Source organism: Nisaea sp. (genome assembly GCF_040217065.1).
GTDB lineage: Bacteria > Pseudomonadota > Alphaproteobacteria > Thalassobaculales > Thalassobaculaceae > Nisaea.
This window is the reverse complement of record NZ_JAVJNX010000004.1, coordinates 143,059-167,065: the sequence shown is the minus strand read 5'-3', so window position 1 is coordinate 167,065 and position 24,007 is coordinate 143,059. Positions and strand designations below refer to the sequence as shown.

Genomic DNA, 24,007 nt, shown 5'->3' with positions numbered 1-24,007 from the left:
CTCTCCTGGAACGGGGGTTAGGCGATGTTCCGCTTGGCGGCGCGGGCCCGGATACCGCTCCAGCCGGCGAGCGCCGCGATCACCGCGAGCGACACCAGCTCGATGCGCGGATCCCAGTAGAGCAGTCCAAGCGCGGCGAGTGCGAGGGCACCCCGTTCGATCACGGAGATGCGCTGGAAGATCCGGCCTTCCAGCGCGCAATTCAGGGCGGCCGTGGCGATGAGCGCCTGGGAGACGGCGAGCATCTGCGCGCCGAAGCCGGCACCGAGGCCGAGAATTTCCGGCTCGAACAGGAACAGGAACGGCAACAGGAAACCCGGCAGCGCCAGCCGCACTGCGTTGAAGGAGGTGCCCCAGAAACTTGCCTTGGCGATGTTCGCGCCAACCAGGGCGGCAACCGCCACCGGCGGGGAAACCGCCGACAGGTTGGCGAAATAGAACACGAACATATGGGCGGCCAGCAGGGGGACGCCGGTTTCCACCAGCGCGGGGGCGCCGAACAGTGCAACGATGAAATAGGATGCCGATGTCGGCAGGCCGAGCCCGAAGACCAGACAGGAGACGGCGACGATGATCGACAGCGTGAACAGCGAGCCGTCCGACAGGTCCAGCATGGCGAAGGACAGCTTTTGAGCGAAACCGGTCACGGTCAGCAGTTCGATCAGCACGCCGATGACGGCGATTACCGTCGCTACCATGGCACCGGCCCGGGCGCCCTCGACCAATCCGTTGACCACGCGGGCCACCGCCTCGCGGATGGCGTCGCGTGAGAATCTGCCCCGGGTCACGGTGACGACCACATCCAGACCGAGCAGGAGCAGAACCGAGATCATGGCGGCACTGCCCGCCGGCATGCCGGTGACGAGCAGCCAGACCAGCACGGCGATGGAAACCGCCAGATGCCACTGCGCCCGCGCCGCCTGACCCAGGCTCTGTGTGCTTTCCAGGATATCGGAATCGCGGGCGTCCAGATCGAGACTGATGGCGCGAAGGTGAACCGAGAACATCAGGTAGGCGTAGTAGATCAGTGCCGGCGCGATGGCGGCCAGCATGATTGAATTGTAGGGAAGGCCGGTCATGCCGACGATCAGGAAGGCGGCGAGGCCCATGACCGGCGGCATCAGCTGACCGCCGGTGGAGGCGACGGCCTCGACCGCGCCGGCGAACTCACCCTTGAAGCCGTAGCGTTTCATCAACGGAATGGTGAGGGCGCCGGTCGATGCGACATTGGCAACCGTCGAGCCCGAAACCGTGCCCATCAGGCCGCTGGAGATGACCGCGACCAGGGCGGGCCCGGCCCGCGATTTTCGGCCAACGGAGAAGCCGAGCTGGACAATGAAGTCGATGGCGCCGGTCGCCTTCAGGGCGCCGCCGAACAGCATGAACATGAAGATCGTGCCGGCCGAAAGGCTGGTCAGCCCGCCGAGCAGGCCTTGAAAATACGGGATCGAGGTGTAGCCGAGCAGCCGCTTCGGCGCGATGCCGGCATGGAAGAAAATCTCGCCTGGTATCAGATATCCCCACAGTCCGTAGGCGATGCCGATCAGCGCCATGGCCGGGATGGTCCAGCCCCACTGGAAGCCGGACAGGATCAGGGCGGTCAGCAGCAGCAGGACGCCGACGGCCATGTCCTGGGGGTTGGGCAGGAAGCTGCGGACCTGCGTCAGTGCCTGATACTCGATATGGATATAGGCCATCAGCGCCACGGTCAGCGCGGCAAGGCCCCAGAAGGCGATGCGGCGCGCCCGCAGCGCGATGTCGGTCTGTTCGATCAGTGTCAGAAAGCCGATCACAATGGCGAAGCCAAGGTGGAAGTTCCGGAATTGTCCTGACGGGAGCGAGAAGGTCGCGAGCTGCATGAAGTGGATGCCGAGCATCGCGAGCGCGGCCACGAGCAGAAGGATCGTGGCCGGGCGTGACCGCGAGTCCGGAGCGCCGGCAACCGCCTCGAGCCGCCGGCGCGTCTGGTTTGATTGGGTCAAGATGTCCTCGTTTCGGCCGTTATCAGCCGTGGATCTTAAGATCGTCGCGCCACACGCCCTGTTCCTTGAAGTATTTTGCGGCGCCGGCATTGACCGGGTAGGCCGGCATCAGGAACTCCATGGAGAATTCCGGTGTGATGTCCTTGAGTTTCACGCCACCGCGCTTGCGCACGAATTCGGCATTGTCATAGATCGCCTTCGTCACGGCGTAGCCGACATCTTCAGAAATGTCCGGGCTTGCCGCGAGCACACCGCCGAACGAGACCATCCGGGTCGGCTCCTTGAGGCCGGCCCAGGTCGAGGGGGTGACCATTGCGCTCTTCACGCCCGGATTCATCGCGGCCGCCTTGGCGATCAGATCTTCGCTTACAGGCAGGATTTTCAACGCGTGCGTCGTTTCCAGGCGCTGCATCAGGCCGGACGGGTTCCCGGCGGTCAGCAGCGACGGAATGCAGTCGACTGCGCCGGATGCCAGCGCGTCGTAGGACTCGCTCCAGGACCCATAGGTCCACTCGACCTTGTCCTTGATTCCGGCAGCCTCGAACAGGGTGTTCCAGAGACCGGTGGTCGCGCCGCCGGCGGTTGCCGGCATGACCCTTTTCCCGGCGAGATCTTCAAGCGTTTCGATGCCGGAATCCGCCCGGACCATCGGCGTGCACTGCCATACAGTGTAGGAGAACATCTGCACCGCCTTGACCGGATTGCCTTCGAAGCGGCCGAGCCCGTTGATCGCCGGATACCAGTCGGTCGTTGTGGATTGGCCGAAATCGAGAACGCCTTCGCCGATCAGAGCCATGTTCTCGGCGCCGCCCGCGGTCGACAGAGAGGCATGGCGACCCTCGGAGAATTTCGACGCTGCCGCCGACAGGACGGTGATGATCTGGTAGCCGGTCGAGCCGAGGCTGGAGGAGCCCCATTGATAAATCTTGCCGGCCGCATGGGCATCGCCGCCAAAAAGCGGCGTCATTGCCGCAGCTCCGGCCGTGCCGCCGATCCCCTTGAGAATCGACCGTCTGCTTAGATCAGCCATTCTTACCCCCCTGTTTTTATCTGCTGTCGGTTTTCCGTCGAACGACGGTCCTAGGAAACGATAGATAACGAATTGCCGGGGAGCAACCCGCAAATGACATTATTAGTTCGAAAAGGGAATGAATGATTGGCGAAGTGACGGCCAATCATGCTGGTCATCCCTGCCGGCGGGGCCGGTGCAGATGTGTGTCCTGCCGCGCTGCTGGGCGGCCTACGACCCGGCCTCGAACGCCTGGAACCGTTTCTCAAGGTCCACCTGCGCATGGACCTTGTCGGCTAGTCTGGCATGAGACATCGCCCCTCGTCGTCGATGGAAAGCATCACCAGGGTGCGAGCAGGAGCCGGGAATCCAGGGGGCTTTTCGAGTTGCCGAAGAAGTCGCGGTCGTGGATCAGCTTTCCCTCGTTATCGAAGGGCATAACCTTGATGGAATGGCTCTCCTTATCCACATCTACCCGACAATAATTGTCTTCCTGAGTGAAGTTCCGCGCCGTGTAGTTCATGACGTGATGCTCATCTATGTCGAACCAGTCTTCCTGGCCATTCGTGGTCGAGTTGTGAACGAAATTGGACGGCTCACCATCCGCGAAGGGGAACGGCCAGTAGAAGGCCGAGGATACGATCGAGAAAGCTTTGATGTCCGATGCGGAACCAGGCCCGTTAAAGGAAAGCTCGGCGACGGTTGCGCAGTGGATGTCCCCTGCCAGAAAGACGACATTCTGAATCTTCTGTTCGATGATCGTTTTCAGAATTGCCCTGCGCGTATTGGGGAACGCCGGCCAGGAATCGCTATCCTCCGCCCATTTGACTTTCTGTTCAGGAGTGCCGTTCCGTCCGGTTCGTGCGCTCATGGGGTTTGGTGCGAAGACGCTGGAGGTCACGACGAATTTCGGAACGTTTCCGTTTGTCTTTTGTTGTTCTCGGAGCCAGTGAAGAAGACGGTCTAGCTGGTTTGGCTCATCGCCGGGCAGTGCCGGGCGACCAAGGAGATGGTTGTCTTCGAGACTGTCTTCCACATCCTCGAAATATCGCTGTGTACGGGTGTCGAGCACGAAGAAGGGATATCCCCCGCAATCGAATTTATAATAGAGGCGGCCGTTGTACGAGTCGGGGCTATGGCTCCATTGGTAATTTTTGTAGGCATTAATGGCCAGATTGAAAACCCGCCGTGCTTCCGCCTTCTTGATCCTGTCCTGGTGCCAATTGTCGGCTATCTCGTGATCGTCCAGGATCATGTAGGTCGGCACATGCCTTAGTAATCGGCGCATCTTGCGTGAGCCGAATGCCGTCAGATAGCGCTCCTGGAATTCTTCGAATGTGTCTGCCAGCCCGATAGGAATATGCCGGTTCAGCATATCCGCATAGATCTGGTCCCCGACCATCAAGGTCAGATCGGTTGGACGGCGGGCTTTCTCCAGTCCGCTCGCCGGAGCGCCTTCTATGGCTTCTTTGGCCAAGGGCCCGAAAATCCGATCCGCGTCTTTGATCTTCCAGAGCACACCGGGATAACGGCAGGAGCCGACGATAAAGGCAAGTGATGGAGAGACACCTTGTGCCGGATCGGGAAAGGTCCTGAACCGTGCCTCGGAGAATTTCGGCCTGAGAGACAGAAGGTCGTTTATCCAGACATTCGGGTCCGGCAACTTGTCGCTTAGCTTTCCACTGCTGACATTTTCGTCATCACCAAACGGGTCATCGACAATCAGGGTCCCGGCGCGCACGACATAGTCTGTCCCGGCTTTTAGTTCGGCACTTTTCTTCCCGGTCAGGCAACTGCTGACGCCGAAAGTGAAAACACCGGTTCGGTCATTTTCACGGTGCATGCGGAAATAGTAGGCTTGCGTCTTTTCCGGCGCGTTTTCTAGATCCTTGGCGGGAACGATGGCGATGACGCCCAAGGTGCGCTCTTCGGAGCCGGCACCAGTTTCACTATCTTCCGCGCGTATCCAGATCCGGCTGCTTTCATGACTGGTGTGGCCAACGAGTGGCCCCAATTTGGCTTCTCTCAAACCGCTCAAGACATCCCTCCACCGGATGGAATGAACTGCGCGGCAAGATCGTCTGCGCTTGAGATGCCGCCCAGCAATCGGTTTTTGTAGTGGTTGAGTATGAAATATTCAACCGATTATAAAGAAAAATATTTAAATTTACTCCCATATGTAGCATTTTTGAGATCGCTAAGAGAGTGGCGGACAGTTCAAGGCGGGGCTTCTCATCAGCGTGCCTCGAACGCCTGGAACAGCTTCTCCAGCTTCACCTGTGCCCGCGCCTTGTCGCTGTGGCGGACAAGCGCCTTGCAGGCAGCCGTGTCGAAGCCGTTGCTACAGTCCCCGGCCAACTGGGACAGGCGGAAGTCGAACCAGATCGATTTCCCGCTGAGGAAACTCTTCTCCAGACTTTGCCGCGAGAGCGTCTTCAGCACGCCATAGTCCAGCCCGTAGCGCTCGGCCGCGAGCTGGTACTGGCTCGTAAGGTCGATGCGCTCGACGCCCTCGTCATCGGTCGAGAGCATCACGGGCACGCCGGCCTTCAGGTAGGTCGGGAAGGGGTGGTCCTTGCCGGCGACGCCGAGGATCTGCTCGTTGCTGGAGAGGTTGATCTCCACCGCGATGCCGTCCCGCGCCATCCGCTCGATCAGGGCGTCGCTGCCGGTCTCGAAGCCGATATCGATGCCGTGGCCGATCCTCTGGACGCCGGCGATCTCGACCGCCTCGCGGATATGGAAGGTCAGGTCCTTCAGTTCGACCACGCCGAGCCAGAGCTCGCCCGCATGCAGGGCGAGGCCAACCGCGCCGTATTTTCGTTTGAAGTAGCCGAAGATCTTCATGTGCAGGGAATAGTCGCGCAGGGCGACGTGATAGTCCTCGGGTGCGACGAAATTCACGCCGACGCTGAGATCCTCCCGATCAGCGACCATGAAATGCATCATCACCTGGGCGAAGACATGTTCCGGCGGCTGGGTCCGGATGCTCTGGCCGAGATTGCGCAGGGTGACATTGCAGCCCGGCTCCGGGTTCGCGCCGTCGCAGCCCATCATGCTCCGGGCGCCGGCCATGGCGTCGTTCAGTTTCCGGGCGCCGGCATCGACGACCTTCGAGAAGCCCTGAGCGAGCAGGGCCTGCTCGAAGGCCGCGAGGTCGGCGTCGCTGCCGCCGGCCAGTTTCTGCGTGACGCCGAGGTCGGCCGGATTGACCCAGCCGAGGGTGAACATCGGCTCGACATAGACGATATTCTGCAGGGCCGCGTTGCGTGCCAACCAGGCCAGGCTTTCCGCGTCGCTCTGCCCGGAGATCGCCCCGAACCGGGCGAAACTGGCGAAGAACTGGTCATGGCCGGAGCGCTGGCCCCAGAGCGGGTTGGGCCGGAAATTCCGCATGGACAGGGCGTCCACGATGGCGGCGATGCAGCTGTCGCTGCCGGCGGCGTCGCTCATCCGCACCTGCGTCGCGCTTTGGCAATCCGGCTTGGCCATCGGCGGGACATGGGCGGCACAGGCCAGGATCGAGCGGGCGCCCGGATCGTAGCAGAGCTGCAGGTCCGGGTCGGCGGCCCAGCGGATATAGGCTTCGGCATAGACGGCACCGGAGAGATGGGTGTGCAGATCCGCGCCCTTCGGCATGGCCTGCAGGAAGGAGCGGGTCAGCGTCCGGTCGTTGCGGATTGAGTCGAAGTCCGCGCTGGTCCGGCTTTCCGGGCTATCGGACGATATGCCGGCACAGGCGCCGAGCCCGAGGGCAAGTGCCAGGACAAGTGAGGCGATCCGCATCATCAGCTCCTTCGTTTGAAAGTCGAAGGAGCAGTATATACGGATTTGCCTTTTGCACGGTTATGTTGTCGACAGGCGATGCTTTTCCATCGCGCCCGTTCCGGTCAGGCGCGGCGGCGCATGCCGTCGATGCTGAGCGGGCCGGGGCCGGCGAACACCAGATAGAGAAACAGGAAGCAATACAGGATCGCGGCGTCGCCGCCATTGTTCACCGGATAGAAATCGCGCGGGGCATGCGCGATCCAGTAGGCGAAGGCCATCAGCCCGGAGGCCAGGAAGGCGGCGGGGCGGGTCAGGAAGCCGACGGCAATGAGCGAACCGCAGATCAGCTCGATGACACCCGCCGTCCAGGACAGGGAAAACGTCGCCGGCACATTCCCGCCGGCCGGAAAGGCCAGAAGTTTCTTCGTGCCATGCGCCAGGAAGATCAGTCCCGCGACCGCCCGGGTGATGCTGAGAATTGTCGGCGCCCAAGGGTTTAGCTTGTTCCGCATCTGGCCTGATCCAATCTTGTGGGGAGGTGATTTTCCCGGACGGTAACGCATTGCCGGGGGCCTGGCAAAGCTGACTTGTCCCTGGCCGGGAAGATTGGAACCGCTCGCCCGGAAGACCGTTTACCTCTCTGATACGTAAGGCAGAACAAAGGCCGAAAGTGCACCATGACAGATAGAAAGCCGGTTGATGGGCGCTCCGTGCCCTCTGCTATAGAGCTGGACCGGGAGATCGAGAGGCTCGACACCCTGGCCGACTGGATGGACAGCCGCTTTCGGGTTCCGGGCACCGATTTCCGGTTCGGGCTGGATGCGGTGGCCGGTCTTGTTCCGGGTGTCGGCGACGGGGCGACGGCGTTGCTCTCGCTCTACATCGTCATCCAGGCCCGCCGCATGGGCGCGCCCCTGTCCCTGCGCATCCGCATGACCGGCAATGTCATCGCCGATCTGCTGATCGGGTCGATCCCGCTGGTCGGCGATGTCTTTGATGCCGGCTTCAAGGTCAATCGCCGCAATGTCGCCCTGTTGCGGAAGCATCTGGCCGATGCCGGCTCTGATCCGGGCGCCGGCGCCCCCCAGAGCAGTCGGGGACAGGGCTGATCGGCCGGGCACGGTCACGACCGTTTGGCAATGACCCACACCCCGTGCACGATGCCGGGAATGTATCCGAGGATTGTCAGCAGGATATTCAGCCAGAAATGGCCGCCGATCCCCACTGTCAGGAAGACACCGAGAGGCGGCAGGAGGATGGTCAGGATCAGTCGGATCAAGGTCATGTCGGTGTCCGTTCAGGAACTGTTTTGAGCCAAATTATAACGCCGGGTGTGAAAAATGGTTCCCCTCGAGACGAATGGGCCGGGAGTCCGGCGCGGCGCGCAAGTTCAGACACCCCCTTGCCAGCCGCACATCATTGTCGTCGAATAGGCGCCCCACCTCACCAGCCTCACCCTGGATTGCCATGACAAACGATACCGCGACCATTCGCGCCTCCGCGCAGTTCAAGAAAGCCACCGTCGACCTGCGTGCCGGGCACGACAGGTTCGTCGGCGAGATCATCAAACTGACCGAGATCCCGTCCCCGCCCTTCAAGGAAGAGAAGCGGGCGGCGGCCTATGAGGCGATGTTCCGGGCGCTCGGTCTTGAGGATGTGCAGCGGGACGGGATCGGCAATGTCACCGGGCTGCGGCGCGGCCGGGGCAACGGGCCGATCGTGGTGGCGGCGGCGCATCTGGACACGGTGTTTCCGGAAGGCACGGACGTGACGGTCCGGCGCGAAGGCACCAAGCTGTTCGCTCCCGGTGTCGGCGACGACACGCGCGGGCTGGCGACGCTGCTGGCCTTCGTCCGGGCGCTCGATGCCGGCGGGATCGAGACCGAGCAGGACATTCTCTTCGTCGGCGATGTCGGCGAGGAGGGCAAGGGTGATCTGCGCGGCGTGCGCTATCTCTTCACCGAGAATGCCTATCGCGACCGCATCGCCTCCTTCTTCACCTTCGACGGTATCGAGACCCAGGATCTGGTCACCGCAGGCGTTGGCTCCTACCGCTACAGGGTCGCGTTCAAGGGGCCGGGCGGGCACAGCCTCGGCGCTTTCGGCACGGTGAACCCGGCCTATGCCCTCGGCAGCTTCCTGGTCGGCATGGCGCAGATCGAGGTCCCGGGGAACCCGCGCTCCTCCTATTGCGCCAGCACGTTTCAGGGCGGCACGTCGGTGAACGCCATTCCCGAAGAAGTCTGGACCGAGATCGACCTGCGGTCTGAATCCGCCGAGGTGCTGGACCGGGTCGATGGTGAGGTGAAAGCCCTGATCGAGGCGGCGGTCGCTGCTGAGAATGCGCGCGGCGATACCACAAACGGGGAGATCAGCGTCGCGCTCACCCAGATCGGCAATCGCCCGGCGGGCACCACGGCGCACAACACCACTATCGTCGAAGCCAGCGTCGCCGCCATCAAGGCCTACGGCTTCGAGCCAACCTTCTCCGCCTCCTCGACCGACGCCAACATCCCGATGGCGCATGGTGTCCCGGCGGTGAAATTCTCCCATGGCGGCGCCGGCGGCCGGGCGCATACGGTGGACGAGTGGATCGACGTGGAGCCGGAACTGAGCTTGCGCGGGTTGAACGCAGGTCTGCTGGCGCTGGTGGCGACGGCTGGGTTCGTGGAGGGGTGATCGGGCAAAATGTCCGGGCCGGATAGCTCCTGAGAGTCTGTCCGGCCCGGCAGGGGCTATCGCGCCGCCAGCTTCGCTTCCAGCATCTTCTTCACCTCCGGCCACTCCTTGTCGAGAATGCTGAAATAGACCGAATCCCTGAGCGTGCCATCGGTGTGGATCATGTGCTGGCGCAGGGTGCCTTCATAGATCGCGCCGATCCGCTTCAGGGCGTTCTGGGACTGCTCGTTCCGGTGGTGGGTCTTGAACTCGACCCGGATGCAGCCGAGCGTCTCGAAGGCGTGGGTCAGCATCAGGTATTTCGCTTCGGTGTTCAGCGGCGTGCGCTGGTAGCGCGGGTTCAGCCAGGTGCTGCCGATTTCGACCCGCGTATTCTTGGTGTCGATGGTCATGTAGCGGGTCGAGCCGGCGACCTCGCCGCTGGCAATGTCGATTGTGACGAAGGGCAGGTCCATGCCCTTTTCCTGGTTCTCCAGAGCAAGACGCACATAGGCCGCGACCGCCTCCGGGTCCGTGCCCGGCCAGGTCCACTTCCAGATTGCGGGATCTTCCGCAGCCTTCTGCAGGGCGGGGATGGCGGCTTCGCTCATCGGCTCCAGGCGGACATGCTTGCCGGTCAGGGTGACGGGGGTGACGTTCATTTCGGATGGTCCTTCAACACGCGAGAAAGATTAAAGAGTCAGACGATGGAGGCTGCCTGTTGCGGCATGCCTGCGAGGGTTGTGGCGATGATACCGAGGCCGTGGCGCACGATCTTCAGGTCGGTCGGGTTGCCGAGGGAGAGGCGGAGGCGATTGCGGCCGGCGCCGGGGGCGGTGGCGAAGACCTGGCCGGAGGAGGCGATGACGCCATGCTCGCCCAGCACCGCCACCGCGTCGCGGTCGGTCCAGGGGGCGGGCAGGGTGAGCCAGAGATGCATGCTGGTCGGATGGCCCCTGAAGTCGAAGCCCTGCAGGATCTCGGCGGCGGCCGTCTGGCGTACCCGCATTTCGGCGGCCTTCTCCCGGGCGAGCTGGCTGGCAACGCCGCGGTCGACCCAGAGTGCGAAGACTTCCGCCATGGCCGGCGCGGCCATCCAGGTCGAGGCCCGCATGGCCCGTTCGAGGCGGGGGACCATGGCGCGCGGGGCGCTGACCCCGCCGATGCGCAGGCCCGGTGCCAGCTGCTTGGCGGCCGAGGTGATGAAGATGGTCTGGTCCGGCAGGTAGTTGGCCAGCGGCGGCGGGGCGTCCGCCACCAGGAAGCGGTACAGGTCGTCCTCCACCAGGATCAGGTTGTAGCGCTCGGCGATGGCGGCGATGTCCTCTCGGCGCCGTTCGCCCATCACTGCATTGGTCGGGTTCTGCAGGGTCGGCATGCAATAGAGCGCGCGCGGCGCGAAGCCGCGGCAGGCTTCTTCCAGCGCGTCCGGGCGCACGCCCTCTTCATCCATATCCACCGGCTGGACCTTCAGGCCGAGCATTTCGGCCAGGGGGACAATGCCGGGATAGGTCAGTTTCTCGACAAGGATTGTATCCCCCGCCTGCACCAGGGCGGCGAAGGCGGCCAGCATGCCGTTCTGCCCGCCCGTGGTGACAATGGAGCGGCCGGCATCGGTCTCGACGCCGAGGCTGCGCATCCAGTCCGCCGCCGCCTGGCGATGCCGCGGCGCGCCGCCATGCGGGGCATAGGCCATCAGGCTCATCAGGTCGCGGCTGTCGGCGATTTCCTTCAGGGCGTCGGAGAAGGCATCCCGCTCCGTGTTCCCCATCGGCGGGAAGTTCAGCCCGAAATCGATTCCGCCCCGGTTTGCGCCGGCCGGTATCTCGCCCATGTCGCGGCCGATCCGGCGGCGCACGAAGGTGCCGCGGCCGACCTCGCCGTCGATCAGTCCGCGCCGGGTGGCCTCGGCATAGGCGCGCGATACCGTGCCGACGGTGACGCCGAGCTGGTAGGCCAGCTCGCGGTGTGTCGGCAGCTGCGTGCCCGGCTGCAGGGCGCCGGTGGCGATGTCTTCCGCCATGGCGCGGGCGATCGAGAGATATTTCGGTCCGGGCCGGTCGCTCAGGTCGGGGACCCAGTCCATCGGGTGGCTGTGCATACTTTGTCTCTGTGACAATGTTCCGATTGATCGATGATTGAACCGATATTACGCAGGTATTGGATCGCATCAATCGTAATATTGTATCCATAAATGTGATCCGCGATGGTGACAATCGAGGCGCGCCGCCATGGATTGCCGGCGGGGGCTTTGACATGATGCGGGCTGAATGACAGCAACCGGGAAGGATGGATCGTGGCTTTTTCTTTCACACGCGCCGAACTCGAAGAGACCGCCCGGCTGGTACATCAGCTTGTGCCGCCGACGCCGCAACATCACTGGCCGCTGCTCTCGCAGCGCGCCGGGGCGGAGATCCACGTCAAGCACGAGAACCAGACGCCGCTTGGCGCCTTCAAGATGCGTGGCGGGCTGGTCTATATGGACAATCTGAAACGTCGCGAGCCGGACTGCCCCGGTGTGATCACCGCGACCCGCGGCAATCACGGGCAGAGCGTCGCTTTCGCGGCGGCCCGGGCCGGTCTGCGCGCGGTCGTCGTGGTGCCGCATGGCAATTCGGTTGAGAAGAACGCGGCCATGCGGGCGCTCGGTGCAGAGCTGGTCGAGCATGGCGAGGATTTCCAGGCGGCCTTCGAGCATGCGGTCTCGCTGGCCGAGGGTGAGGGGCTGCATCTGCTGCCGAGCTATCATCCGGATCTGGTGCGCGGTGTGGCGACCTACGGTCTTGAGCTGTTCACGGCCTGCCCGGATCTCGACCGGGTCTATGTGCCGATCGGGCTTGGCTCCGGCATCTCCGGGGTGATTGCCGCCCGGGATGCGCTCGGCCTGAAGACCGAGGTGATCGGCGTGGTGGCCGAGAACGCGCCCGCCTATGCGCTGTCCTTCGAGCAGAAGAAGCCGGTCTCGACCAACAGCGCGGACACCATGGCGGACGGCGTGGCCTGCCGGGTGCCGGTGGCGCAGGCGGTCGAGGTCATCCTGAAAGGCGCGGAGCGGATCGTCCGGGTCTCGGAGGACGAGATCAGGGCCGCCATGCGGCATTATTACACCGATACCCACAATGTCGCCGAAGGCGCCGGGGCAGCGCCGCTCGCGGCCTGCCTCAAGGAGAAAGACTCCAATGCGGGGCAAAAGGTTGCGCTCATTCTCAGCGGTGCCAATGTCGACCTTGCGCTCTACCGCGATGTGCTGATGGGCGCGAAGACACAAGAGGAGACTGCGACGTGACCGAAGAGCTGTTCCGGGACGATTCCTACCTGAAATCCTGCACCGCGAAAGTGCTGGCATCCGGCCCGGACGGGGTGGTGCTGGACCGCACCGTTTTCTACCCGACCGGCGGCGGCCAGCCCGGCGACAGCGGCACGCTGGCAGGTGCGGGCGGGACAATCGTCATCACCGAGGCGGTGAAGGGCGATGAGGGCATCCTGCACAGGCTGGAAGAGGGCGCGGCGGCGCCAGCAGTCGGCGACGCGGTCGAGGTCTCGCTCGACTGGGACCGGCGCTACAAGCACATGCGGGTTCACACGGCGCTGCACCTGCTCTGCTCCGTCGTCGATGGCGGCGTGACCGGCGGGCAGATCGGCGCGGGCAAGGGCCGGCTCGATTTCAACATTCCGGGCGAGCGTCCGGAAAAAGAGGCTCTGACCGAGGCGCTGAACCAGGTGATCGCGGGCGACCACGCGGTTTCGCTTTCCTGGATCACCGATGCGGAGCTGGAGGCAAATCCCGATCTTGTCCGCACCATGTCCGTCAAGCCGCCGATGGGCAGCGGCAAGGTGCGGATGGTGACGATCGGCGATGTCGACTACCAGCCCTGCGGCGGCACCCATGTCCGCTCCACGGCGGAGATCGGCAGCATCCAGATCGGCAAGATCGAGAACAAGGGCAAGCAGAACCGGCGGATCAATCTGACGCTGGTCGAGTAAACATCCGGACCAAAAGGAAACAGGGAAATGCGGGTTCCAATTTACCAGATCGATGCCTTCACCGAGAATGTCTTCGCGGGCAATCCGGCGGCCATCTGTCCGCTCTACAGCTGGCTGACCGATCCGACAATGCAGTCGATCGCTGCCGAGAACAATCTGGCGGAAACCGCGTTCTTCGTTCCCGACGATACGGGCGAGGCCGACTTCCACCTGCGCTGGTTCACCCCGGCGGTGGAGGTCGATCTGTGCGGCCACGCCACCCTCGCCAGTGCCGCGCTGATCTTCGACGATCTGATGCCGGATCGTCCGGAGATCAGCTTCCGGACCCGCAGCGGTGTGCTCAAGGTGCGGCGGGACGGTGACTATTACGTCATGAACTTCCCGAGCTATCCGCCGGCAAAGAGAGCCGTGCCGGAAGGACTCTACGAAGCCCTCGGCGCAACGCCGACGGCGCTCTACGACGCGCCGCAGGAACCGGAACGGGATCGGCTGATGGCGGTGTTCGAGACCGAGGACCAGGTCCGCGCGCTCAGCCCGGATTTCGGCGCGCTGAAAAAGCTGCCGAGCGTTTCGATCATGGCGACGGCGCCGGCCGCGCAGGTCGATTTCGTCTCCCGCTACTTCGCGCCGAACCATGGCATCGAAGAGGACCCGGTGACCGGCTCGAACCATTGCCTGCTGATTCCTTACTGGGCGGACAGGCTCGGCAAGACAACGCTGACCGCCCGGCAGGTCTCGGCCCGTGGCGGTGAGCTGAAATGCGAGTTGAAAGGGGACCGTGTGGAGATGGCCGGCAAGGCCGCGCGGTATCTTTCGGGGCATATCGAGATCTGAGGCGACCCCATCCATACCGTCTTCCCGGACCCCGATCCGGGACCTGGATGATCGTAGGGCGCGCCTATCGAGCTGCCAATGGCGGGCTGTACTCATGATCAGAAGGTCCCGGATCAGGCCCGGGAAAACGAAAAGAAATATCCCCGCCCGAAATGCGGCGGACGGTCCGGGCGCGGTTTGATAGAGGAGGGGCATGCTGTACGACATTGAAAATCATGACCTCCTCTATGACGCCCTGCTCCGGCGGGATCCGGCCTATGACGGCAGGGTCTATGTCGGCGTCACCTCGACCGGGATCTTCTGCCGGCTGAACTGCCCGGCGCGGAATCCGAAGCCGGAGAACTGCCGTTTCTTCGCCACGGTCGGCGACTGCATCGAATCCGGTTTCCGGCCCTGCAAGCGCTGCAAGCCGGTGGCGACGGCGGCGGAGGCCGATCCGGCGGTGAAAACTCTCATTACCGCCTTCGAGGCCGACCCGGCCCGGCGCTGGACCGAGGCGGATGTGATTGCGCGCGGCCTCGATCCCTCGACCGTGCGGCGCAGCTTCAAGCGCCAGTTCGGCGTGACCTTTCTTGAAATGGCCCGGCTCAGCAGGCTCAGGGACGGTTTCGTCACCCTGTCGGACGGCGGCCGGGTGATCGATGCGCAGCTCGAGGCCGGGTTCGACTCGCCGAGCGGGTTTCGTGCCGCCTTCGCCCGGCTGCTCGGCCAGTCGCCCGCCAGTTTTACCGGGGAGGAGCTCCTGAAGGCGGACTGGATCGACAGCCCTATCGGCGCGCTGGTCGCGGTCAGCGACCGGTCCAGCCTGCATCTGCTGGAATTCGTCGACCGCAAGGCGCTGCCGCGCGAATTGAAGCGGCTGCGCGACGCGACGCGCGGCGGCATCGGTATCGGCCGCTTCGCCCCGACGGAGCAGATCGAGGCCGAACTGAAATCCTATTTCGCGGGCGAGGGCGCCCGGTTCGACACGCCGATGACCTATCACGGCAGCCCTTTCACGCGGGAAGTCTGGCTGGAATTGCGGCGCATCCCGGCGGGCGCGACGCGGAGCTACAGCGATCTGGCAAAGGCCATTGGCCGCCCGTCCGCGACCCGGGCGGTCGCCCGCGCGAACGGCGCCAACCAGATCGCCATCGCCATTCCCTGCCACCGGGTGATCGGGGCCGACGGCGCGCTCACCGGCTATGGCGGCGGGATCTGGCGCAAACAGAAACTGATCGAGCTTGAACAGGCCTATGCAAGGCAAGAGGGAGGACAAACACATGTCGCAGGCGGACAAGGCAAAGACATTCGCGGATCTGCACCGTAAGGGCGATCCGGTCATTCTCTTCAATATCTGGGATGCGGGCAGCGCCAAGGCGGTTGCCGATGCCGGGGCGAAGGCGCTGGCGACGGGAAGCTGGTCGGTCGCGGGCGCGCAGGGCTATGGCGACGGCGAGGCGCTGCCGCTCGACATGCTGGAGATGATCGTGAAGCGGATCACGGCAACCAGCGACTTGCCGCTCAGCGTCGATTTCGAGGGGGCCTACGCCGCGGGCCCGAGCGGTGTGGGCAGGAACATCGCGCGGATGATCGCCGCCGGTGCCGTCGGGGTGAATTTCGAGGACCAGAAAGTCGGCGGCGACGGGTTATACCCGGTGGCGAAACAGGCGGAGCGGATCAGCGCAGCACGGGCCGCCGCCGAAGATGCGGGCCTGCCCTTCTTCATCAATGCCCGCACAGACATCTTCCTGAAGGACCGTGAGACGGCCAATCATCCAGGCCTGATCGACGAGGCGCTCACCCGTGCCAGGGCCTATACGGAAGCCGGTGCCAGCGGGATCTTCATGCCGGGGCTGAAGAGTCCGGAGCTGATCAAGCGTGTCGCTGAGCAAATCTCCCTACCGCTCAACATTCTGATCATGCCGGACGTGCCGGAACCGAAAGACCTGGCGGCACTCGGCGTGGCACGGATCAGCTACGGGCCCGGACCGTGGCGCGACATGATGGCCTGGGTGACGGAGCAGGCGTCGGCGGTATACGCCTAGTTCGCGGTTTAGAGGTCGCGCTTGATTGCCCGCTGCCGGCCGCCCGGCAGCGGGCTTGATTGTTCGACTGTCAGGTGCGGCTCAACACGCGTATACGGCTGTCGAGGTCGCCCCGGTCGACATAGCAACCATGGAGATGCCGGCGTCCGGTCGCCGGATTGAAGGCGTCGCGGCCATGCAGAACGCGGCGGTTATCGAAAGCGATCATCTCGCCGGCACCGAGCTGAAAGCTGACGATATAGCGTTCCTGCCGCGAGAGAGCCATAAAGGCCCGGTAGGCCCGGTAGAAGTCCCGCATGGCGGCTGCCGGCAGATCGAGAATGTCGGCGAGATGGGCATTGAAGCGGATCTCCGCCACCGCGCCGCCAGCCCCGAGCCGGATCACCGTGTCATGCTTTCTGATGTCGCTCTCCCGGTCGTGAAACCGGAAGGGGATTTTTGTGGTCGTCAGGATGTCGAAGGCTTCCCGATCTTGCGCCCTTAGATCCTCGGCAATGGCGTAACCATCCACAAAGAGCGAGCCGCCACCCTCCGCGTCATTGGCGAGGCAATGCAGGAACTGGAAGCCCGGCGGCAGTTCCTGATTGGCGAGATCCGTGTGCAAAGGCAGCCGGTGCGCGGTGTAGGCGAGATTGTTCGGATCGGGTTTCGAGACGACATTGAAGGTCAGCCCGAAATTGGTCTCCCGCAGATGACCGATGCGGCGCGCTGCTGCGAGCCCCGCCTCCTGATCGTCGGCCAGCTCCGTGACCATGGCGATGCCGGTCCGCTTCAGGGCGGTGAGCCATTCCAGCAGGGCGCTGTCACGTGTCAGCATGTCATCCGCTGCGATCCGCGGCAAAGACGCTGCCTCTAGCTCTCCGCGCCAGGGTTGCGCAGGGATTGCCGCCGGGTCCGGACGCGGCGTGCCCGGACGGTGCGCTTTCAGCCAGGCCGCGTCGTAACGGCTGACGTGATTGTCGTTGGCCCAGGAGATGGTGAGGATATCGCCCGCCATTTCCAGGCTCCGTGGGGCGATGCTCTCCGGCACCGAGAGCAGGTCGAATTCCCGCTCCTGGGTCTGAGGATGGAAACCGGTCGGGCAATTGTCCCGGAGCCAGAGATAGGGATAGTCCGCCGTGAGGCCTTCCGGCCACGCGACGTGAACCGTGCCGCTCTCGGCACGAAGCGATGCTGTGATCATGGATTTTGCCTTTTGTCCGTCGTGAGAATGAGCGGACAGGCACATTCATGCGTGTCCGCGGAACTCACGCGTGGCGGGCGGTGGCCACCACCAATGCGCTTTGGCATGCGGCGTGCCGGGATTTCGACCGATGACCGTGTGCATCCGCTTCAGACTCCAAACCGATGCAAAACGCTGTCACGGTTCGGCTGGGCGCGCAATTGGCTATTTGTATTCGATCTCGATGAAAGCCATCGGCGCATCGCCGCCATTCACCACGTTGTGCTCAACCCCAGCATCGCGCCGGTAAGCGGCACCGGCAGCCATGTCGACACGGCGCGGCCCTGTCGGTTCCTCAAGCAGGAACTGGCAGTCGGTCATCGGCACGACGACATAGCCCATGCCGTGGACATGATGGCCGGTCTCGGCACCGGCCTTGAAATCCCACCGGGTGATGCGGACGACGTCATCGTCGAGCAGGGTGGTCGGGACGGCTTGCGGGCGTGCCTCGGTCATTGCGTACCTTTTTGGTCAGGCGGTGTAGAGGAAAGGGAACCAGTCTTCCCGGAGCACTTGCCCCGGCTTCATGTCATGGCCGGGAAAGGGTGGGGAGGTCGGACCGGGGCGCTCCACATAGCGGGCATCGTCTCCGACCAGGCGGAGCGAGAAGGCGCGCCGGCGGTTGCCGGTCTCGTTACCGCGCGCTCCATGCAGGTTGCGGAAGTGGAAGGCCACGGCGTCGCCCGGCTCCAGCGGCCATTCCAGGATCGGCATGTCTTCGGCGTCTGGGTCCGGGATAGCCATATATTCCCCGTCGCCCGGATAGAAATTGGTATCGGAGAGCCAGCGCGTCGGCAGAACCTCTTTTTCCCAGCGGTGCGAGCCGGCAACGCAGCGCAGCGAGGCCTCGGTCACCGGATCGACCGGCGCCCAGAAGCTGACATTCTGCATGCCATCGACGAAGTAATACGGGCTGTCCTGATGCCAGGGCGTCGGCTTGGAGGTGCCGGGCTCCTTCACCAGCACATGCTCGTGGAACATCTGCGTGCGCTTCGAGCCCATCAGGCCTGCGGCGACTTCGGCGGCGGGGGAGTTCCGGATCACGTCGGTGAATTCCGGGATGCGTTCCCAGTTGCAGTAATCCTCGAAGAAGCGGCCGCCCTCTCCGGGTTTCAGATTATCCCCGGCGAACGGCCCCTGCTCGGCCAGATTGCGCTCGATGCCGGCGGCGATCCGGTCGACATGGTCCTTGAACAGGCCCTTGATCAGGACCGCACCGTCGCGCCAATAGGCATCGACCTGATCCTGGGTGATGAGTGGATGCAGCATGAGTGGCTCCGGAAGGCATGAACCCGAAGGCTAACCCTGTCGCCTCCGGCTCCGCAATGACCTAATGAGCCGAGTGCATTGCGGCCAGGTCCCGGCAGGGTTAGCCTTTGGCAAAGTCAAAGGGCCGGACCGGCCAGAATTCAGGAGGAACAGCGGCATGAGCGGGAATCCGTTCGAGGAGAATCTGGACCGGAACGCGGCGAATTATGTGCCGATGACGCCGATTTCATTTCTGGCCAGAACCGCCGCTGTTTTCCCGACCCGAGCGTCCGTGATCGACGGGAACCGCCGCTTTACCTGGGCCGAGACGCGGGAACGCTGTCACCGTCTGGCTTCCGCGCTTGCGAAACGCGGGATCGGCAAGGGCAGGACGGTCGCCGTGATGGCGCCGAACATCACCGCCGCCTTCGAAGCCAGTCTTGCCGTGCCGATGACCGGTGCTGTGCTGAACGCCATGAATGTCCGGCTCGATGCGCCGACGATCGCCTTCATCCTCGAGCATGGCGAGGCCAGCGTGCTGCTGACCGATGCCGAGTTCGCGCCGGTGATCCGGGAAGCGCTGAAAGAGGTGACGCGGGACATCCTCGTCATCGATATCGAGGACCCGGCGGCAGCCTCCGGCGAGCGTCTCGGAGAGATGGAATATGAGGCGTTCCTGGCGACGGGCGATCCGGACTTTACCGCCGTGCCTCCGGGTGATGAGTGGGATGCGATCGCGCTCAATTACACCTCCGGCACGACGGGCAATCCGAAGGGCGTGGTCTATCACCATCGGGGTGCCTACTTGAATGCGTTGGGCAATGCACTGGTCTGGGGCATGGCGCATCATCCGATCTATCTCTGGACCCTGCCGATGTTCCACTGCAACGGCTGGTGCTTCCCCTGGACCATCACCATGCTGGGCGGCACCCATGTCTGCCTGCGCCGGACCGTCGCCAAGGATATCAACGATGCTATCGCCGACCATGGCGTGACCCATCTCTGCGGCGCGCCGATCATCATGTCGATGCTGCTGAACGCGCCGGAGGAGGACAGCCGGGACTGGGATCATCAGGTGCAGATGATGACCGCCGCCTCCGCCCCGCCCGCCTCCGTGATCGAGGGCATGGAAGCAAAGGGTGTCAAGATCACCCATGTCTACGGCCTGACCGAAGTCTACGGCCCGGCGGTGGTCTGTGAATGGCACGAGGAGTGGAGCGGCCTGCCGATCGAGGAGCAGGCGCGCCTGAAATCACGGCAGGGCGTGCGCTATCCGGTGCAGGAGGGCCTCATGGTCGCCGGGGCGGAAACCCTGGAGCCGGTGCCGCAGGACGGCGAGACCATGGGCGAGGTGTTCATGCGCGGCAATATCGTCATGAAGGGGTATCTGAAAAACCCGAAGGCCACCGACGAGGCCTTCAAGGGTGGCTGGTTCCATACCGGCGATCTCGGGGTCTGGCACGAGGACGGCTATGTCGAGCTGAAGGACCGCTCGAAGGACATCATCATCTCCGGTGGGGAGAATATCTCGACCATCGAGGTTGAGGGCGTGCTGTACGGCCATCCGGCGGTGCTGGATGCCGCCGTGGTGGCACGGCCGGACCAGAAATGGGGCGAGACGCCCTGCGCCTTCGTTACCCTGAAGAAAGGGGCGACGGTCAGCGAGGCGGATCTGATCGCGTTCTGCCGTGAGAAAATGGCGCATTACAAGGCGCCGAAAACGGTGGTGTTCGGCGAATTGCCGAAGACGTCGACAGGCAAGATCCAGAAATTCGTGCTGCGGGATCAGGCGAGAGCCCTCTGATCCCTGATCGGCAGCGCTATGCTCAGAGCAGTGATTCGATATAGACACCTTTAATGGTGTCCTTGAATCGGGTTGAGACGTTCTTCTCGACCTGTGCCTTGAAGGCCAGCACGTCAGACGAGGTTGGCCGGCCCTTCTCGAAGAGCTTCAGGCAGAGCGGATAGACGATCCCGTAGAGCTGGGTCTTGGCGTTCTCGAGTTCGGTCTTCTTGGCGGTGTCGATGGCCTGCAGGGCGACTTTCACCCGGTGTTCGGTCAGCCTGCCATCGATATAGAGGGAGATGGTGAAGGGGCCGAGCGGCAGCACGTCCGGGCCGATGGCATGCCGATACTGAATGTCGCGATTGAAGGCCTTGTCCTTCTTGCGCTGGTTCTTGTCCTTTTCCTTGCGCTCGGCCTCCACCCTCGCGTTGGCCTTGTCGCCGTGGCTGGCGGCCAGGGCCTGGGCGCCAGGGCCAATGGCAAGCACAAGTGCCAGACCGAATATTGGCAATAGTCGCGACATCGGATTCTCCTCAGCGGACAAAGATGGGGGAGGTTGCCGCCTCGATGCGGTCGCCCCCGGCGGTGTTCAGTACGGACTCCAGAAAATCACTATACCGGATAAACGTTAACAGCGCCTCAAGGCGGCTCAGGGATTCGCCGATTTCGCCTTCCTCGAGCGCGGCCACGATTGCGTCCAGATCCCGGCTCTGTTCGGGGTAGGCGACCAGCATGCTGTGGGCCTCCGGGGCGATCCCGGCGGCATCCCTCGCCAGACCCTCGGCCTCCGCATAGCCGCCGAGCACATCGACAAGTCCGATCCGCTTCGCGTCCTCACCGCTCCAGACCCGGCCCCGCGCGGCGCCGTCGATCTCGACCGGGCCGAGCCGGCGCGCTGCGGCGACCTTGGCCGTGAAATCCTCATAGATGGTGTCCAGCACAGCGTCGAGCCGGGCGCTTTCGGCGGCGCTGAACGGCCGCGTCGGGCTGAACATGTCGGCATTGCGGCCAGCGCTCACACTGTCCGTCCGGATGCCGTACTCGGCAAGGAAGCCGGACAGGTTCAGCTTGCCGCTGACGACGCCGATGGAGCCGGTGATGGTGTTCGGATGGGCGACGACATGGTCCGCCGCGAGGGCGACGAAATATCCGCCGGACGCAGCCATGTCGCTCATCGAGACGATGACCGGCAGACCGCCGTCACGGGCGGCCGAGAGGGCATGCAGGATGGTATCCGAGGCCACATAGCTGCCGCCGGGGCTGCTGACCCGCAGGATGATCGCCTTGACCCGCTTGTCCGCCCGGGCGTCTTCCACGGCGTCGACGATGTTCTGCGCAGCAGCCTCGCGGCCGCGCGCGAACAGCGGGGCACGACCGCGCACGATCGGTCCGTCGACCGCGATCACGGCGATCCGCGCCGGGTCTTCCTCGCCGAATCCGAACTCCACCTGATCGCTATAGACCGCGAGCGAGACCAGTCCGGCGCCGTCAGCCTTGGCCTGTGCGACCGCGACGGCTTCGTCGCGATAGAGCATCCGGTCAACCAGGCCGTTACTCTTGGCCTCGTCGGCAGTCAGAGGAGCGGTGTCGATGAGCCCGTTGACGGAAGAGGATGACAGCCGGCGAGCGGTGGCGATATCGGCGGCAATACCGGCATACAGGGAATCCACCAGACGCCGGTAGTTCTGCCGGATCGGGGCCGGGAACGCCGTGTTCGTCATGGAGGCTGCGGCGCCCTTGTATTCGTGGCGGGCGCGGAAGTCGGCCTCGATCCCGAGTTTCTCCAGAGCTTCGCCGAAGAACGGGGCGGCCAGGCTGATGCCGCGGATATCGAGCAGGCCCGACGGCTGCAGGGAGATGCTCTCTGCGCCGGTCGCGAGGTGGTAGGTCGAGATCCCGCCATTGCCTTCCAGGCTGTCGGCAAAGGCATGGACGAACCGGCCGCTCGACCGGAAACGCAAGATTGCCGCGCGCAGTTCCTGGGCTTCCGCCGGACGGATCTGGGCGGCGGAGAGGTCGAGGAACAGTCCCTGGACGCGTTCATCCGCGCCCGCCACCTTCAGAATGTTCACGAGATCCAGCAGCGATGGCGTGCCGGAGTTGAAGAGATTGGCAAGGGGAAACGGGTCGGTCGTCTCGCGCAGATCGGGCTTCAGCGTCAGTGACAGCACCATGCGCTCGGGCAAAGGCGCCTTCTCCCATCGGTCTGACGCATAGTGCAGTCCGGCGACGGCGCCGACGACCAGAATCAGGAACAGAAACCCGAAACTGATCAGCAGTCCTTTCAGAAATTTCAGCATCCCGGCCGCATCCTCACCTTGCCCGCTTTACATATGGGCATTCCGATAGAGCAAAACGAGGGCAGTACCAAGGCAGATCCGGAGCGAGGTCCGGTCAGCTGCCGCATTGTGCCGCGTGGCGCATCAGATGGTCCGCCAGAACGCAGGCCATCATCGCCTCGCCGACCGGAACAGCGCGGATGCCGACGCAGGGATCGTGCCGGCCCTTGGTCACCACATCGACCTCGTTCCCGTCCTTGTCGATGGACTGGCGCGGGGTAAGGATCGAGCTGGTCGGCTTTACCGCAAAGCGCACCACGACCGGTTGCCCCGAAGAGATGCCGCCGAGCACGCCGCCTGCATGGTTTGACAGGAAAACCGGCTTGTCGCCGTCCATCCGCATCTCGTCCGCGGCCTCGTGGCCAGGAATTTCGGCGGCTGCGAAACCGTCGCCGATCTCCACCCCCTTGACCGCGTTGATGGTCATCATGGCCGCAGCCAGGTCGCTGTCGAGCTTGCCATAGACCGGCTCGCCCAGACCGGCGGGCACGCCCTCGGCGACGATCTCGATCACGGCGCCGGCAGAGGAGCCGGCCTTGCGGACGCCGTCGAGATAGTCCGTCCAGAGTTCCGCCGCTTGCGCGTCCGGGCTCCAGAACGGATTGCGCTCGACCTCTTCCCAGTCCCAGTTATCCCGGTTCACCTTGTGCGGGCCGACCTGCACCAGGGCCCCGCGCAGATGGAAGGCATTGCCGAGACGGGCACCGATGATCTTGCGCGCGATGGCGCCGGCGGCCACCCGCATCGCGGTTTCCCGCGCCGAGGAGCGTCCGCCGCCGCGATAGTCGCGGATGCCGTATTTGGCCTCGTAGGTATAGTCCGCATGACCCGGCCGGAACCGGCTCATGATGTCCCCGTAATCCTTCGAGCGCTGGTCCGTGTTCTCGATCATCAGCCCGATCGGGGTGCCGGTGGTCTGGCCCTCGAACACGCCGGACAGGATCTTCACCTGATCCGGCTCCTGGCGCTGTGTCGTGAAACGGTTTTGCCCGGGTTTGCGCCGGTCCAGATAGAACTGGATGTCCGTCTCGGAGACGGGCAGGCGCGGGGGCACGCCGTCGACAACGCAGCCGATGGCGGGTCCGTGGCTTTCGCCCCAGGTCGAGAAGCGGAAGACCTCACCGAAGGAATTGCTGGCCATGTGTGTTTG

At 63.9% G+C, this 24,007-nt stretch carries 22 protein-coding genes; 8 read left to right on the top strand and 14 right to left on the bottom strand.

From position 1 onward, the window contains the following. Positions 1-17 precede the first annotated feature (17 nt). The 5 genes from RH950_RS02325 to RH950_RS02305 form a co-directional block, all read right to left on the bottom strand. Complete coding sequence (locus RH950_RS02325) at positions 18-1,982, bottom strand: TRAP transporter permease (protein WP_350053307.1); 1,965 nt, start codon at positions 1,980-1,982, stop codon at positions 18-20. A gap of 22 nt (positions 1,983-2,004) precedes the next feature. Then, positions 2,005-3,012: a TAXI family TRAP transporter solute-binding subunit gene (locus RH950_RS02320; protein WP_350053305.1), complete on the bottom strand. Its 1,008-nt coding sequence runs from the start codon at positions 3,010-3,012 to the stop codon at positions 2,005-2,007. Between the two features lie 319 nt (positions 3,013-3,331). Next, the gene (locus RH950_RS02315; protein ID WP_350053303.1) at positions 3,332-5,029 is read right to left on the bottom strand and encodes an alkaline phosphatase D family protein; all 1,698 of its coding nucleotides are present in this window, start codon (positions 5,027-5,029) and stop codon (positions 3,332-3,334) included. A 197-nt stretch (positions 5,030-5,226) separates the two neighbouring features. Further along, positions 5,227-6,777, bottom strand: a complete 1,551-nt coding sequence (locus RH950_RS02310; protein WP_350053301.1) for an adenosine deaminase family protein — start codon at positions 6,775-6,777, stop codon at positions 5,227-5,229. A 104-nt stretch (positions 6,778-6,881) separates the two neighbouring features. Further along, a complete protein-coding gene (locus RH950_RS02305) occupies positions 6,882-7,271 on the bottom strand; it encodes a DoxX family protein (protein WP_350053299.1) in 390 nt (129 codons plus the stop codon). A gap of 165 nt (positions 7,272-7,436) precedes the next feature. Between RH950_RS02305 and RH950_RS02300 the strand changes: the two genes are divergently transcribed. Then, positions 7,437-7,868, top strand: a complete 432-nt coding sequence (locus RH950_RS02300) for a DUF4112 domain-containing protein (protein ID WP_350053297.1) — start codon at positions 7,437-7,439, stop codon at positions 7,866-7,868. 14 nt (positions 7,869-7,882) lie between these two features. Here the strand turns inward: RH950_RS02300 and RH950_RS02295 are convergent, their stop codons facing one another. Further along, a complete protein-coding gene (locus RH950_RS02295; protein ID WP_350053295.1) occupies positions 7,883-8,044 on the bottom strand; it encodes a YqaE/Pmp3 family membrane protein in 162 nt (53 codons plus the stop codon). A 182-nt stretch (positions 8,045-8,226) separates the two neighbouring features. On the opposite strand from RH950_RS02295, the gene RH950_RS02290 reads away from it, so the two are divergent. Continuing rightward, positions 8,227-9,438, top strand: a complete 1,212-nt coding sequence (locus RH950_RS02290) for a M20/M25/M40 family metallo-hydrolase (protein WP_350053293.1) — start codon at positions 8,227-8,229, stop codon at positions 9,436-9,438. Between the two features lie 56 nt (positions 9,439-9,494). On the opposite strand, the gene RH950_RS02285 is transcribed toward RH950_RS02290, so the two are convergent. Beyond that, complete coding sequence (locus RH950_RS02285; RefSeq protein ID WP_350053291.1) at positions 9,495-10,079, bottom strand: GNAT family N-acetyltransferase; 585 nt, start codon at positions 10,077-10,079, stop codon at positions 9,495-9,497. Between the two features lie 38 nt (positions 10,080-10,117). Further along, positions 10,118-11,518, bottom strand: coding sequence for a MocR-like ectoine utilization transcription factor EhuR (gene ehuR / locus RH950_RS02280; RefSeq protein ID WP_350053289.1), 1,401 nt, complete (start codon positions 11,516-11,518; stop codon positions 10,118-10,120). Between the two features lie 195 nt (positions 11,519-11,713). Here ehuR and RH950_RS02275 point away from each other — a divergent pair, with 195 nt between their 5' ends. The 5 genes from RH950_RS02275 (at position 11,714) to RH950_RS02255 (ending at position 16,262) form a co-directional block, all read left to right on the top strand. Next, the gene (locus RH950_RS02275) at positions 11,714-12,703 is read left to right on the top strand and encodes a threonine dehydratase (protein WP_350053287.1); all 990 of its coding nucleotides are present in this window, start codon (positions 11,714-11,716) and stop codon (positions 12,701-12,703) included. Then, positions 12,700-13,401 carry an alanyl-tRNA editing protein gene (locus RH950_RS02270; RefSeq protein WP_350053285.1) on the top strand — a complete coding sequence of 234 codons (702 nt, stop codon included), beginning with the start codon at positions 12,700-12,702 and terminating at the stop codon, positions 13,399-13,401. Before RH950_RS02275 ends, RH950_RS02270 begins: the two co-directional genes overlap by 4 nt. Before the next feature lie 27 nt (positions 13,402-13,428). Continuing rightward, positions 13,429-14,235, top strand: coding sequence for a PhzF family phenazine biosynthesis protein (locus RH950_RS02265; protein WP_350053283.1), 807 nt, complete (start codon positions 13,429-13,431; stop codon positions 14,233-14,235). Positions 14,236-14,428: 193 nt separating this feature from the next. Next, positions 14,429-15,544: a bifunctional transcriptional activator/DNA repair enzyme AdaA gene (locus RH950_RS02260; RefSeq protein WP_350053281.1), complete on the top strand. Its 1,116-nt coding sequence runs from the start codon at positions 14,429-14,431 to the stop codon at positions 15,542-15,544. Continuing rightward, entirely contained in the window at positions 15,498-16,262 is a 765-nt protein-coding gene (locus RH950_RS02255; RefSeq protein WP_350053279.1) for an isocitrate lyase/PEP mutase family protein, read from the top strand. Before RH950_RS02260 ends, RH950_RS02255 begins: the two co-directional genes overlap by 47 nt. A gap of 70 nt (positions 16,263-16,332) precedes the next feature. Here the strand turns inward: RH950_RS02255 and RH950_RS02250 are convergent, their stop codons facing one another. The 3 genes from RH950_RS02250 to RH950_RS02240 form a co-directional block, all read right to left on the bottom strand. Beyond that, the gene (locus RH950_RS02250; RefSeq protein ID WP_350053277.1) at positions 16,333-17,445 is read right to left on the bottom strand and encodes a TauD/TfdA family dioxygenase; all 1,113 of its coding nucleotides are present in this window, start codon (positions 17,443-17,445) and stop codon (positions 16,333-16,335) included. A 204-nt stretch (positions 17,446-17,649) separates the two neighbouring features. Further along, positions 17,650-17,940: a cupin domain-containing protein gene (locus RH950_RS02245; RefSeq protein WP_350053275.1), complete on the bottom strand. Its 291-nt coding sequence runs from the start codon at positions 17,938-17,940 to the stop codon at positions 17,650-17,652. A 15-nt stretch (positions 17,941-17,955) separates the two neighbouring features. Beyond that, a complete protein-coding gene (locus RH950_RS02240; protein ID WP_350053273.1) occupies positions 17,956-18,753 on the bottom strand; it encodes a phytanoyl-CoA dioxygenase family protein in 798 nt (265 codons plus the stop codon). A gap of 157 nt (positions 18,754-18,910) precedes the next feature. Between RH950_RS02240 and RH950_RS02235 the strand changes: the two genes are divergently transcribed. After that, positions 18,911-20,536, top strand: a complete 1,626-nt coding sequence (locus tag RH950_RS02235) for an acyl-CoA synthetase (protein ID WP_350053271.1) — start codon at positions 18,911-18,913, stop codon at positions 20,534-20,536. Positions 20,537-20,558: 22 nt separating this feature from the next. Here the strand turns inward: RH950_RS02235 and RH950_RS02230 are convergent, their stop codons facing one another. The 3 genes from RH950_RS02230 to aroC form a co-directional block, all read right to left on the bottom strand. Next, positions 20,559-21,041 carry a hypothetical protein gene (locus RH950_RS02230; protein ID WP_350053269.1) on the bottom strand — a complete coding sequence of 161 codons (483 nt, stop codon included), beginning with the start codon at positions 21,039-21,041 and terminating at the stop codon, positions 20,559-20,561. A gap of 10 nt (positions 21,042-21,051) precedes the next feature. Continuing rightward, positions 21,052-22,818 (bottom strand): signal peptide peptidase SppA, encoded by a 1,767-nt coding sequence (sppA, locus tag RH950_RS02225; protein WP_350053267.1) that lies wholly within the window; start codon positions 22,816-22,818, stop codon positions 21,052-21,054. 94 nt (positions 22,819-22,912) lie between these two features. Beyond that, positions 22,913-23,998: a chorismate synthase gene (gene aroC / locus RH950_RS02220; RefSeq protein WP_350053265.1), complete on the bottom strand. Its 1,086-nt coding sequence runs from the start codon at positions 23,996-23,998 to the stop codon at positions 22,913-22,915. Between the last annotated feature and the right edge of the window lie 9 nt (positions 23,999-24,007).